At 72.0% G+C, this 13,060-nt stretch carries 11 protein-coding genes; 2 read left to right on the forward strand and 9 right to left on the reverse strand.

Annotated elements, in window-relative coordinates; genetic code table 11:
• Positions 1-116: 116 nt before the first annotated feature.
• The gene (locus H343_RS0110870) at positions 117-1,058 is read right to left on the reverse strand and encodes a TIGR01777 family oxidoreductase (RefSeq protein WP_028431153.1); all 942 of its coding nucleotides are present in this window, start codon (positions 1,056-1,058) and stop codon (positions 117-119) included.
• 172 nt (positions 1,059-1,230) lie between these two features.
• Here H343_RS0110870 and H343_RS0110875 point away from each other — a divergent pair, with 172 nt between their 5' ends.
• A complete protein-coding gene (locus H343_RS0110875) occupies positions 1,231-1,755 on the forward strand; it encodes a GNAT family N-acetyltransferase (RefSeq protein WP_028431154.1) in 525 nt (174 codons plus the stop codon).
• 102 nt (positions 1,756-1,857) lie between these two features.
• On the opposite strand, the gene H343_RS0110885 is transcribed toward H343_RS0110875, so the two are convergent.
• Positions 1,858-2,376, reverse strand: a complete 519-nt coding sequence (locus H343_RS0110885) for a DUF4240 domain-containing protein (RefSeq protein WP_028431155.1) — start codon at positions 2,374-2,376, stop codon at positions 1,858-1,860.
• 234 nt (positions 2,377-2,610) lie between these two features.
• Here H343_RS0110885 and H343_RS0110890 point away from each other — a divergent pair, with 234 nt between their 5' ends.
• Entirely contained in the window at positions 2,611-3,531 is a 921-nt protein-coding gene (locus tag H343_RS0110890; RefSeq protein WP_028431156.1) for an SDR family oxidoreductase, read from the forward strand.
• On the opposite strand, the gene H343_RS0110895 is transcribed toward H343_RS0110890, so the two are convergent.
• The 7 genes from H343_RS0110895 to H343_RS0110925 form a co-directional block, all read right to left on the reverse strand.
• Positions 3,522-4,559 (reverse strand): WYL domain-containing protein, encoded by a 1,038-nt coding sequence (locus H343_RS0110895; protein WP_028431157.1) that lies wholly within the window; start codon positions 4,557-4,559, stop codon positions 3,522-3,524. The two genes, H343_RS0110890 and H343_RS0110895, sit on opposite strands and share 10 nt — an antisense overlap.
• Before the next feature lie 69 nt (positions 4,560-4,628).
• The gene (gene aceE / locus H343_RS0110900) at positions 4,629-7,343 is read right to left on the reverse strand and encodes a pyruvate dehydrogenase (acetyl-transferring), homodimeric type (RefSeq protein ID WP_028431158.1); all 2,715 of its coding nucleotides are present in this window, start codon (positions 7,341-7,343) and stop codon (positions 4,629-4,631) included.
• A gap of 315 nt (positions 7,344-7,658) precedes the next feature.
• Positions 7,659-9,203, reverse strand: coding sequence for an acyl-CoA synthetase (locus H343_RS0110905; protein WP_028431159.1), 1,545 nt, complete (start codon positions 9,201-9,203; stop codon positions 7,659-7,661).
• Between the two features lie 13 nt (positions 9,204-9,216).
• Positions 9,217-10,605 (reverse strand): MFS transporter, encoded by a 1,389-nt coding sequence (locus tag H343_RS30110; protein WP_051264999.1) that lies wholly within the window; start codon positions 10,603-10,605, stop codon positions 9,217-9,219.
• Between the two features lie 74 nt (positions 10,606-10,679).
• Positions 10,680-11,150, reverse strand: coding sequence for a MaoC family dehydratase (locus tag H343_RS0110915; RefSeq protein ID WP_028431160.1), 471 nt, complete (start codon positions 11,148-11,150; stop codon positions 10,680-10,682).
• Positions 11,147-12,049 carry an amidohydrolase family protein gene (locus H343_RS0110920; RefSeq protein WP_028431161.1) on the reverse strand — a complete coding sequence of 301 codons (903 nt, stop codon included), beginning with the start codon at positions 12,047-12,049 and terminating at the stop codon, positions 11,147-11,149. Before H343_RS0110920 ends, H343_RS0110915 begins: the two co-directional genes overlap by 4 nt.
• Positions 12,050-12,099: 50 nt before the next feature.
• Positions 12,100-13,017, reverse strand: a complete 918-nt coding sequence (locus tag H343_RS0110925) for an SDR family oxidoreductase (protein ID WP_037903420.1) — start codon at positions 13,015-13,017, stop codon at positions 12,100-12,102.
• Positions 13,018-13,060 lie beyond the last annotated feature (43 nt).

Raw genomic sequence — 13,060 nt, forward strand, 5'->3', positions numbered from 1 at the left:
CGCGGGCAGTGGCACACGGTGGAAGCACGGGCGCACGCCGGTCGCACGCCGCACATGTCATCCGCCGCAGCACGTCACGGGACCTCTCGCCGCACGGGCGTACCCGGGCCGTGCTGTCAGCGCAGTGCGGCGCGTACCGCGTCATCGATGTCCGGAAACGCGAACCCGAAGCCCGAATCGAGCAGCCGCCGGGGCACGACCCGCTGGCTGCCCAGCACGTCCCCGGCGAACTCGCCGAGCGCCGCCCGCAGCACCGGGGCCGGAACGGGGAAGGGGGCGGGCCGGTGCAGGACACGGCCCATGGCGGCGGTGACCTCCCGGTTCGTGACGGGCTCGGGCGCGGTCAGGTTGAACGGGCCGGACAGGTCCTGGCGGTCCAGCAGGTGACGCAGCGCGGCGATGTGGTCGTGCAGCGCGATGTGGCTCCAGTACTGGCTTCCGTCGCCCAGCCGTCCTCCCAGACCCGCCTTGAAGAGGGGGAAGAGCCGCCCCCACGCGCCGCCACCCCGTGCGACCACCAGACCGGTACGGGCGAAGACCGTCCTGATCCCGGCCTCCTCGGCCGCGCTCGCCGCCTCCTCCCACTCCTGGCAGACCTCCGGCAGGAAGCCGCGCCCGGGCGGCGCGCTCTCGTCGACGGCGCGGTCGCCGGTGTCGCCGTAGTAGCCGATGGCCGTGCCGACCAGCAGGGTGCGCGGCGGGTCGTCGAGGGAGGCGAGGGCGTCGGCGATGGCGGCGGTGCCCAGCACGCGGCTGTCGCGGATCTCCTTCTTGTAGGCGGGGGTCCAGCGCCGGTCCCCGACGCCCGCTCCCGCGAGGTGCACGACGGCGTCGCACCCGGAGAGGCCGCGCGCGTCCACGTACTGGCCCTTGGGGTCCCACGCCACCTCCGACGGCGGGTCTTGGGCGTCTCCCCGTGCGTGGCCTGCGTCCTCGTAGCGCCGTGCGTCCCGGGAGGAGCGCCGTACGAGCCGGACGATGTCGTGCCCGTCCGCACGCAGCGAACGGGAGAGGGCCGTGCCGATGAGGCCGGTGGAACCGGTGACCGCGATACGCATGAGGACATCCTGCCGTGCGAGGGGGCGAGCCTGAAACGCCCGCGCCCCTCCCTCATCCGCGCCTCTCCCGCTTCCGGGCCGCACCGCACGTCGCGGGCCGGCACCGCCCGCACCGCCGTCTGCCCCGGGAATCCGGTGGCGGCGCGCACGGTCCTTGGGCACAGTGACGCGCATGCCCGCCCCGCCGGCCGTCCGTGACGCCACCCTCGCCGACGAGGTCCCGCTCGGTGAGCTGGACCGTCGCTGCTGGTCCCCGCTGCACTCCGTGCAGCCGCGGCCACGGGCACCGTTCGCGCCCTTCTTCGACGGGGCGCACCTGCCCGCCCACTATCTCCTCGCGCAGCTGCCCGACGCCCCGCCGGGTGAGGGCGTGGCCGGATACATACGCCTCGTGCCGCCCACGGACCTCGAGTGCAACGCCCACGTACGGCAGATACAGGGCCTGGTCGTCGATCCGGGCGCCCGCAGGCGCGGCGTCGGGCAGGCGCTGGTCGAGGCCGCGTGCGTGCGGGCGCGCCGGCAGGGCGCGGCACGGATCACGCTGCGCGTACTGGGGCACAACGAGCCAGCCCGCGCGCTGTACGCCGCGGCGGGCTTCGCCGTGGAGGGGGTGCTGCGCGGGGAGTTCAAGCTGGAGGGCAGGTATGTGGACGACGTGCTGATGGGGCGCTGGCTGGAGCCCCGGCCCGGCGCATGAGCGCCCGTCCGGGCGGGGCCGCCGGCCACGGCGACCAGCACGGCGACCGGCCCGCCGGGCGGCCCCCGGCGGCGGACGGACCGGCGGCGGAAGGGGGCGCACTCACCCCCTGAAGCGTTCCCACAGCTTCGGGAGCCGCTCCGCGAGCGCCGCGTCGTCCTCCAGGTCGAGCGAGACCCCCGTCGGGTCCTCCGGCGGCTCGGGCAGACCGAGGTCGGGCATGATGATGCCGGTGAGCTGCTCGTACGCCTCGTCGGCGGTGTAGCCCAGCTCTTCGGCGTCGCCGTCGAGCTCCTCGTCGAAGCCCTCCAGGACGTCCGCGAGGGAGTCCGCGTCGTGCGCGGCGCTCTCGAAGACCTCCCTGCCCTGGCCGATCAGCCAGCAGCGGAAGGCGTCGAAGGCGTCGTCGCTGACGCCGTCCAGCAGAATCCACGCCGCGGCCCACAGGTCCCACTGGTTGGCGCGGTTGTAGCGGGACTCGAAGTGCCGGGCGAAGAACATCACGGCGTCCGGATCGAGCCGCGTCAGCCGCTCGATGAGCAGGTCGGCCTGCTCCTCGGGATCGCCGTCGGCGTCCTCGCGGGTGGAATCGATCAGCGCCCAGAACTCGGTCTCGTCCATCACGAACACAGCATCCGCCTTGAAACCGCCCAGTGCACGCGGACTCCCTCGGATGCCGCCTTGTCGTTACCGGGACGCGTCACGGTGTCGATGAGCGGTTGATGTGACGATCCCACGCAGAGCCGTCAGTGAAGGTTCCGGCGACCCGCCCCGAAGCCGGACAGAAGATGTCGTGTATCCGTGCCAGCGTGCTGTCGCGAAGGCCACAGGGCGAGGGCAGCGGGAGGACACGCGGTGAGCACAGCAGGAGCACTGAGGGGCAAGGTCGCACTGGTCGCCGGCGCGACACGCGGCGCGGGCCGGGCCATGGCCGTGGAGCTGGGCAGAGCGGGAGCGACCGTCTACGCCACGGGACGCACCACCCGCGGCACGGTCAGCGAAGTGGGACGCGCCGGGGAGACCGTCGAGGGCACCGCCGAGCTCGTCGGGGAAGCGGGCGGTACGGGCGTGGCCCACCCCGCCGACCACCTGGAGCCCGGGCAGGTACGGGAGCTGGTCGGGCGGATCGAGCGGGAGCAGGGCCGGCTGGACATCCTCGTCAACGACATCTGGGGCGGCGACCACCTCGTCCAGTGGGACAGGAAGATGTGGGAGCACGACCTGGAGCAGGGCCTGCGCATCCTGCGGCTGGGGGTGGAGAGCCACATCGTCACCAGCCGCTACGCGATCCCGCTGCTCATCCGCCGCCCCGGCGGTCTCGTCGTCGAAGTCACCGACGGAACCGAGGAGTACAACCGCCGCTACCGCCGCCCCTTCTACTACGACCTGGCCAAGTGCGCCCCGCTGCGGATGGCGCGTGCCCTGGCCGAGGAACTCCCCGAACACGGCGCGACCGCCGTCTGCCTCACACCCGGCTGGCTGCGCTCGGAGGCGATGCTCGACACCCACTTCAAGGTGACCGAGGAGAACTGGCTCGAAGGCACCGCGCAGAACCCGCACTTCGCCATCTCCGAGTCCCCGGTCTTCACCGGGCGGGCACTGGCCGCACTGGCCGCCGACCCGGAAGTGGCCCGCTTCAACGGGCGTTCACTCTCCAGCGGCGGACTCGCACGGGAGTACGGCTTCACGGACGTGGACGGCTCGTCCCCCGACGCCTGGCGCTACATCACCGAGGTCGACCAGGAAGGGCCCGCCGACGTCACCGGCTACCGCTGAGGCGGCTCCGCGCCGTACAGCGCGGCCATGCGCCGTCCCGCCTGCCCGAACCGGGCCCGCAGCGGCGGCGGTTCGAGCACCTCGCACTCCGGGCCCAGGGAGAGGAGCTGGGTGTAGGCGACGTCCGCCGACTCCACGGCCAGTTCGACCACGGCCGTCTCCCGGCCGTGGTCACCGCCCTCCGCCTCTCCTTCCGCGTCTCCTCCCGCCGCGTCGTCCGGCACGACTACCGCTCCGGCCAGCGCCTCCTCCGCGGCCCGGCGGTCGGTGGCGTACCGCAGCATCCGCATACCGGCGGGCGTCAGCCGCAGCACCACCTTCTCCCGCAGGATCGAACGGGCGAAGGCGGCCGAACGCTCCTCCCAGAAACCGGGCAGGTCGAACTCCTCCTCCCGCACGAAGCGCCCCCCGCCCGCTTCCGCCTCCACGATCCGGTCCACCCGGTACACACGCCAGTCGCCGCCGGTCACCCTGGCCGCCAGATACCAGACGCCGGCCTTCAGCACGAGTCCGTACGGCTCCAGCTCGCGCTCCACCTCCGCCCCGCGCCGCCGGTAGCGCATCCGCACCCTGCGGTCGTCCCACACCGCGTCGGCCAGCACCGGCAGCAGCGACGGTGTCTGCGCCGGCTGCCACCAGCCGGGCGCGTCGAGATGGAAGCGCTGCGCCGCGCTGCGGTGCGCGTCGCTCAACTCCGGCTGGAGGGCGGCGGAGACCTTCAGCCGTGCCGCGGACGCCGCGTCGGCGAGCCCCATGTCCCGCAGCGCGGAGGGGACTCCGGACAGGAACAGCGCCTCTGCCTCGTCCCGGGCGATGCCGGTCAGCCGGGTGCGGTAGCCACCCACGAGGCGGTAGCCGCCGCTGCGGCCGCGGTCCGCGTACACCGGCACCCCCGCCTCGGAGAGCGCCAGCACGTCGCGGGAGACCGTACGTTCGGAGACCTCCAGCTCGGCGGCGAGTTCCGCGCCGGTCATGGCCCGCCGGGTCTGCAGCAGCAGCACCATCTTGATCAGCCGGGACGCGCGCATGACAGCATTCTGCCGCCGGCCCCTCGGCGGCGTGAACCACGGGGGCCGGCGGGCGGAAGGCCGCCGGGATTAGGCCAGGCCGTACGCCTCGGCGGCCCGCCGGACCGTCTCGCGCTTGACCTCGCCCCGCCGCGCGAGCCGGTCCAGCGCGGCGACGACGACCGACTCGGCGTCCACGCCGAAGTGGCGGCGGGCCGCCTCGCGCGTGTCGGAGAGGCCGAAGCCGTCCGTGCCCAGCGAGGACCAGTCCTGCGGCACCCACTGGCTGATCTGGTCCGGCACGGCCCGCATCCAGTCGCTGACGGCCAGCACCGGGCCCTCGGCGTCCTGCAGCACGCGTGTCACGTACGGGACGCGGTCCTCGCCCCGCAGGGCGGCGGCGTCGCACTCCAGCGCGTCGCGCCGCAGCTCGCTCCACGAGGGCGCCGACCACACGTCGGCGGTCACCTCCCACTCCTCGGCCAGCTTCCGCTGCGCCTCCAGCGTCCAGTGGACGGCGGTGCCGCTGGCCAGGAGCTGGATGCGGGGCGAGCCGGGCTCGGCGGGCTGCCCCTCGCGGAAGCGGTAGAGGCCCTTGAGGATGCCCTCCTCGATATTCCCGGTGCCCTCGCCCGAAGGCATGGGCGGCTGGACCTTCGGCTCGTTGTAGACCGTGAGGTAGTAGAAGACGTCCTCGTTGCGGGCCGGGTCCGGGCCGTACATCCGGCGCATCCCGTCCTTGACGACGGCGCCGACCTCGTAGGCGAACGCCGGGTCGTAGGTGAGGACCGCCGGGTTGGTGGAGGCCAGCAGCGGGGAGTGGCCGTCCGCGTGCTGGAGCCCCTCACCCGTCATCGTCGTACGGCCCGCGGTGGCGCCGATGACGAAGCCGCGGCCCAACTGGTCGGCCAGGGACCAGAACTGGTCGCCGGTGCGCTGGAAGCCGAACATGGAGTAGAAGATGTAGAACGGGATCATCGGCTCGCCGTGCGTCGCGTACGACGTCGCCGCCGCCGTGAAGTCCGCGAGCGAACCGGCCTCCGTGATGCCCTCGTTGAGGATCTGCCCGTCCGACGCCTCCTTGTAGTAGAGGAGTTGGTCGCGGTCGACGGGCTCGTAGTTCTGGCCGAGGGGGGAGTAGATGCCCGCGGAGGGGAAGAGGGACTCCATCCCGAAGGTGCGGGCCTCGTCGGGGACGACGGGGACCCAGCGCCTGCCGCTCTCCTTCTCCCGCATCAGGTCCTTCACCAGCCGCACGAAGGCCATGGTGGTGGCGATCTCCTGGCTGCCCGAACCCTTCTGAAGCGCCTCGAACGGCTTCGCGGAGGGCTCCGGCAGGCTCACCGGGTGCACCCTGCGGGCCGGCGCGGGACCGCCGAGGGCGGCACGGCGCTCCTGGAGGTAGCGCACCTCCGGCGAGTCGGGACCGGGGTGCAGATACGGGACGAGGTCGCCCTCCAGCTCGCTGTCGGGCACCGGCAGCTCCAGGAGGTCCCGCATGGCGCGGAACTCCTGACCGGTGAGCTTCTTCATCTGGTGGTTGGCGTTGCGCGACTCGAAGCCGGGGCCCAGCGTCCAGCCCTTGACGGTCTGCGCGAGGATCACGGTCGGTGCGCCCTCGTGCTCGACGGCCGCCCTGTATGCCGCGTAGACCTTCCGCGGTTCGTGGCCGGCGCGCGAGGTGTGGAAGCACTCGGTGATCTTGTCGTCGGTCAGCAGCCGGGCCATCTCCGCCAGCGCGGGGTCTGCGCCGAAGAAGTGCTCGCGTATGTAGGCGGCGTCACGGGTGGCGTACGTCTGGAACTGGGCGTCCGGCACTTCCCCGAGGCGCCTGACCAGGGCGCCGGTGACATCGAGCCGGAGCAACTCGTCCCAGGCGGCACCCCACAGGGACTTCACCACGTTCCAGCCCGCGGCGCGGAAGAGGGCCTCGAGCTCCTGCACGACGCGGAAGTTGGCGCGCACGGGCCCGTCGAGGCGCTGCAGGTTGCAGTTGACGACGAAGGTGAGGTTGTCGAGCTGCTCGCGGGCGGCGAGGGCGAGTGCGGCGGTCGACTCGGGCTCGTCCATCTCGCCGTCGCCGAGGAACGCCCAGACGTGGGAGGCGGAGGTGTCCTTGATGCCGCGGTGCGTCAGGTAGCGGTTGAAGCGTGCCTGGTGGATCGCCGAGAGCGGGCCGATGCCCATGGAGACGGTGGGGAACTCCCACAGCCACGGCAGCCGCCGCGGGTGCGGGTAGGAGGGCAGGCCGTGGCCCGCGGCCTCCTGGCGGAAGTGGTCGAGGTCCCTCTCGGTGAGGCGGCCGTCGAGGAAGGCGCGGGCGTAGATGCCGGGGGAGGCGTGGCCCTGGATGAAGAGCTGGTCGCCGGAGCCGCCGGAGCCTCCTTCGGCGAGGCCGTCCTTGCCGCGGAAGAAGTGCTGGAAGCCGGTCTCGTACAGCCAGGCGGCGGAGGCGAAGGTCGCGATGTGCCCCCCGAGGCCGTAGCGGCTGCCGCGGGTGACCATCGCGGCGGCGTTCCAGCGGTTCCAGGCGGTGATCCTGGACTCGATCTCCTCGTCGCCGGGGAAGGCGGGCTCCGCGGAGGCCGGGACGGTGTTGACGTAGTCCGTCTCCAGCAGCCGGGGTACACGCACTCCGCTGCCGCGTGCGTGGTCGAGGGTGCGGCGCATCAGGTACGCGGCGCGCTCGGGTCCGGCGTGTGCGGTCACGGCGTCGAGGGAGTCCCGCCACTCGGCGGTCTCCTGCGGGTCGCGGTCCGGGAGCTGGTCGAGCTCGCTCGGCTGGTCGCGTACGGGACGGGGCATGGTGGCCGCCTTCCGGACGTGCTGATGGGGGGAGTGTGGGGGGTAGGGGGTGGGCCTTCCCTGAAGGGGCAGGACAGGGCGGCCCAGTACACGCGACTGTACTCCTGCGATCGATGATCGATCAAAGCTTTGTATGAAATTGGCATTCCGTGCCGTGGAAGTCGGCACGCGGTGCCCCGAGGTCCGGGGTCGCCGTTCGGGCCGCCGTTCCGGCCGCCGATATGGCCGCCGTTCCGGCCGCCGGTATGGCCGGAACGCCCTCAGCGAGTGGCCGGTGGGTGCCCCTCAGCGGTCCCACCGGCCCGGTGGACGTCCTCACAGCCGGCGGACACCCTCACCGCCGGCCGGCGGCAGGTCGCGCAGCCACTGCTTCTGGATCTTTCCCGAGCCCGTCCGCGGCAGCGCCTCGACCTGCTCGAAGTAGGCGGGGACCTTGTACTTCGCCAGATGATCGGTGAGGAAGGACTTCAGTTCGCCGCCGGAGGTCTCCATCCCAGGACGGAGTGTCACGAACGCCCGTCCCACCTGCCCCCACGTCGGGTGCGGGACCCCGACGACGGCGCAGCCGGACACCGCGGGATGGGCGAAGAGCACACCCTCGACCTCGGCCGGATAGACGTTCTCGCCGCCGGAGATGTACATGTCCTTGACCCGGTCGACGATGGATATGTAGCCGTCCTCGTCGCGGACGCCTACATCGCCGGAGTGGAACCAGTCGCCCGGGGAGAACGCCGCCGCCGTCGCGTCCGGGTCGTTCCAGTAGCCCGGGGTGACGTTCGGCCCCTGGATGATGACCTCGCCCCGCTCACCGGGGCCTACGTCCGTCAGGTCGGGGCGCACAAGGCGCACGTTGACGAAGAAGGCGGGCAGCCCGGCGGTTCCGGCCTTGGCGACGCTCTCCGCTGCTTCCAGGAACGTCGCGCCGGGCGCGGTCTCGGTGAGCCCGTAGCCCTGGAGGAAGACCAGCCCGCGCTCCTGGTACGTGCGGATCAGCGACTCCGGCACGGGCGCACCCCCAGACATCAGGTGGCGCAGCGAGGACAGGTCCGCGCCGTCCCACCGCGGGGAGTGCGCGAGCGCCGCGAACATCGTCGTCACCCCGAACATCCAGGTGATGCGGTGCTTCTCGATCAGGTCGTAGCACGCCCCGACGTCCCAGGTGGGCATGATCACGCAGCAGCCGCCCTTGAGGAAGGTCGGCAGCAGCGTCTGGTTCAGGGCGGCGACGTGGAAGAGCGGGGCGCTCAGCAGCGTCACCTCGTCGGCGGCGATGTCGAGACCGACCATCAGATTGAAGGTGTTCCAGATCAGGTTGGCGTGGGTGAGCGTGGCTCCCTTGGGCCGTCCCGTGGTCCCGGAGGTGTAGAGGATGAAAGCGGGGGCGTCCCGGGGGACGGGGACGTCGAGGGGCTCCGGATCGCCGTCCGCGAGCCAGGACTCGTAGCCGTGCTCGCCCTCGGCGGGTTCGCCGAGAGCCACGACGGTGCGCAGCGCGTCCCCGCACGTCAGGGCACGTACGGCGGCCGCGCACTCGGGGGCGTGGACAAGGACGGCGGCCCCCGACTGGCCGAGCACGTAGTCGAGTTCGGGCGCCGCCGAGCGGAAGTTGAGCGGCACGAACACCCCGCCCAGCAGATGCGTGGCGAACATCGTCTCGGCGAACGCCGGGTGGTTGGGGCCCAGATAGGCGACCCGGTCGCCGGGCCCCACGCCCGCCGCCCGCAGCTGCGACGCCAGGCGGGTGCTTCGCTCGTGCACCTCGGCGTAGGTGACCGGTGTGCCCTCGTGGATGAACGCTGTCCGCCGGGGCGAGAGTTGCGCACGCCGCGCAGGCCACGATCCGACGCCCTGATTCTGCATCTGCATCTCCTGGCTAGGGTTGCGCGCGGGGGCCCCGCCCGGGCTCGGAGAGGGAGGCGGGGGAGGCGGTTCCCGTGGGACGCCCGCCCGTGCCCGCCGGTTCCTCGGTCAGGTCTCTGCGGCTGGTCTCCTCCAGCAGCCGGATGCTGACAATGGTCAGCACACAGAACCCCGCGATGACCAGGGAGATGACAAAGGTCGCGCCGCCGCCCGTCGCACGCTGGATCTCCGCGAAGAGCAGCGGGGCGAGTCCCGCGCCCATCCCGGCGAGCTGATATCCCAGGGACGCTCCCGTGTAGCGGCTTCGGGTGCTGAACATCTCCGCGCACAGGGCCGCCAGCGGGCCGTACATCATCGGGTGGATGACGGACTGCCCCAGCACCAGCGCCGCCGTCAGCAGCAGCGCGCTGCCGGTGTCGACCATCGGGAAGAGGGCGAAACCGAAGACTCCCATCGCCACCGCTCCCGCGAGGACGACCGGCCGCCGCCCGACCCGGTCCGAGAGCGCCGACCAGCCGATGATGCCGGCCACCGCCAGTGCGGAGGAGAGCGTCAGGGCGTTGAGGACCGTCTGCCGCTCATGACCGGCCTGCACACCGTGGGCGATGAGGAACGTGGTGAGCGTTCCCTGCGCGACGAACGCGGCCAGTCCCACTCCGACGGCGAGCGCCAGGTTGCGCGGATGGCGCCGCAGCACCTCCATCAGCGGCAGTCCGCTCCTGCGGTCCTTCCCCCTGCGGGCAGCCGCGAAGACGGGCGTCTCCTCCACCCGCATCCGCACGAACAGGCCGACGCCCAGCAGCAGGATGCTCAGCAGGAAGGGGACGCGCCAGCCCCACGCGAGGAACGCCTCCTCGCCGACCACCGCTCCGGTGCCCGTCAGGGCCGCCGTGGAGAGCACCATGCCGCAGGGCGCGCCCGCGTTGGTGAAGCTCGCCCACAACCCGCGGCGCGAGGTGGCGTGTTCGGCGGACATCAGCACCGCCCCGCCCCACTCCCCGCCGACCGCCACGCCCTGCAGGACGCGCAGCAGCACCAGCATGACCGCCGCCCAGCTGCCCACCTGCTCGTACGTGGGGAGCACGCCGATGAGGAAGCTGACAGCCCCCATCAGGGTCATCGTCATCACCAGCACGCGTTTGCGGCCGAGCCGGTCGCCGAAGTGCCCGAAGACGACACCCCCGAGGGGACGGGCGAGGTATCCGGCGGCGAACGTCCCGAAGCTGGCGACCGTGGCGGCCAGCGGATCGAGGTCGGTGAAGAAGACCTTGCCGAAGACCACGGCGGCGGCGGTGGCGTAGAGGAGGAAGTCGTAGTACTCGATGACGCTGCCGAGGAAGCTGGAGGCAACCGCGCGTCGCAGCTGGGTGTTGTCCGGAGGTGGTGTCGCGGTGTTGGCCATGACTGCCGTCCCGTCTGTGTCGCGAGGCCCCCGAGTTCCGGGGGAGGTGTCGCGTCGGGTGGGTTTCACATGGCTCAGGCGTGCTCTGGGGCGTAGTGCCGGTAGAGGGCCTGGCCGACGCATGCGGGCTTGTCGGAACCGTCGCGTTCGACGGTGAAGTCCAGCTCCATCTGGACGCCGCCGCCCGCGACTTCCTCGACGGCACCGACCCGGCCGGTCAGCCGGACTCTGCTGCCGACGGGGACCGGGCTGGGGAAACGGACCTTCCCCAGGCCGTAGTTGACGCTCATCGAGACGCCGGTGACGGTGAGCATCTGCGTGAAGAGCGGGATGACGAGCGAGAGAGTCAGATAGCCGTGCGCGATGGTCTTGCCGAACGGGCCCTGGGCGGCCCGCTCCTCGTCGACGTGAATCCACTGGTGGTCGCCGGTCGCGTCGGCGAAGGTGTTCACGCGCTCCTGCGTGACCTCCAGCCATTCGCTGCTGCCGAGGTCCGTGCCGGCGAGTGCCTTCAGCTCCTGCACCCCGTGCGCTTCGGTGGTCACGTCGTCTCCCTCCGCGTGTGCGGTTCGGGCGGCCCGGTCAGACCGAGCAGCCGGGCCGCGTTGTCCTTGAGGATCTTCGGGCGTACTTCGGGTTTGATCTCGAGCCGGGCGAAGTCGTCCAGCCAGCGGTCGGGAGTGATGACCGGGTAGTCCGAGCCGAAGAGGACCTTGTCCTGCAGCAGCGAGTTGGCGTACTTCACCAGCTGCGGCGGGAAGTACTTCGGCGACCAGCCGGAGAGGTCGATGTGGACGTAGGGCTTGTGCGTGGCGACCGCCAGCGCCTCGTCCTGCCAGGGGAAGGACGGATGCGCCAGGATGATGCGCAGCTGCGGGAAATCCACGGCGACATCGTCGACCAGCATCGGGTCGGAGTACTTCAGCCGTATCCCTCCGCCGCCGGGGACGCCGGCCCCGATGCCGGTCTGCCCGGTGTGGAACAGGGCGGGCACGCCCAGCTCCTCGATCGCCCCGTAGAGCGGGTAGGCCATGCGGTCGTCCGGAGCGAACCCCTGGATGCTGGGGTGGAACTTGAAGCCGCGTACGCCGTACTCCTCCACGAGCCGCCGGGCCTCCCGTACGGCCGCCCTGCCCTTGAACGGGTCGACGCTCGCGAAGGGGATCAGCACGTCGGAGTGGCGGGCGCAGGTCTCCGCGATCTCCTCGTTGGAGATGCGGGGATGGCCGGTGGCGTGCTCGGCGTCCACGGTGAAGACGACGGCGGCCATGCTGCGTTCGCGGTAGTGGGCGGCCATCTGACCGATGGTGGGCTGCCGTTCGGTGCGGGACTTGAAGTACTCGGCGGAAGCGCCGAAGAGTTCGGGACTGAGTGAGCCGTGGCCGTCGGCGGAGACCTCGGCGTGGGTGTGCACGTCGATGGCCGTCAGCTGCCCGACGTCCATGGCCGGCCGGGGCTCGCCGGCCGGCGTTCCCGCCGCTGTCCCGGCCGCCGTCACCGCAGCTCCTCGGGAGACCGGGGCGCGGGGATGCCGTAGGTCTCCGGCCGGGCGCCCACGCCCTCGGCCCACGAGCCCGCGATGCCCTCGGCGCTCCAGCCGCCGTCGGCCCACGCGGCGGCCTTCTCCTGCGGATGCGTCCACAGGGTGAGCTTGTCGCCGCCGATGCCGACGGCCTGTCCCGTCACCCCGCTCGCGGCGTCGGAGGCGAGGAAGACGACGAGCGGGGCGGCGTCCTCGGCGGTGCCGAACCCCTCGTCCTTGCGCAGCCATTCCGGCAGCGGCTTCCCCGTCCGCTCGGCCTCCTCGATCAGCGGTGCGAAGGCCGGGATCGTCCTGGTCATCTCGGTGGCGGCCACCGGCACGACCGCGTTGGCGGTGATCTCGGACCGTGCCAGCTCCATCGCCCACGTACGGGCCATGGAGACGATGCCCGCCTTGGCCGCCGCGTAGTTGGTCTGCCCGAAGTTGCCGCGCTGGCCGGCGGGGGAGGCGACGAGGATCAGCCGGCCGCCGGTGCCCTGCTCGCGCATACGGACGGCGGCGGCGCGGGCGCAGGTGAACGTGCCGCGCAGGTGGACCCTCACCACGTCGTCGAAGTCCTCGTCGGACATCTTCCACAGCACCTTGTCGCGGAGGATGCCGGCGTTGGTGACCATGACGTCGAGCCGTCCGAACTCCTCGACCGCCTTGTCGACGAGGGCGTCGGCTGTCGCTGTCTCTCCCACGGGCGCGACGACGGAGACCGCCGTGCCGCCGCGTGCGGTGATCCTCCCGACCGCGGCGTCCGCGGCACCGGCGTCCACGTCGTTGATCACGACGCGCGCTCCGGCTCCGGCCAGCGCCTCCGCATAGGCCAGGCCGAGGCCCCGGCCGCTCCCGGTGACGACGGCTGCTTTCCCGGACAGGTCCATGGGCACGTACCTCTCTCGTCCGCTGTTCGGCGCTCGATGTGCG

Source organism: Streptomyces sp. TAA204, from assembly GCF_000424965.1.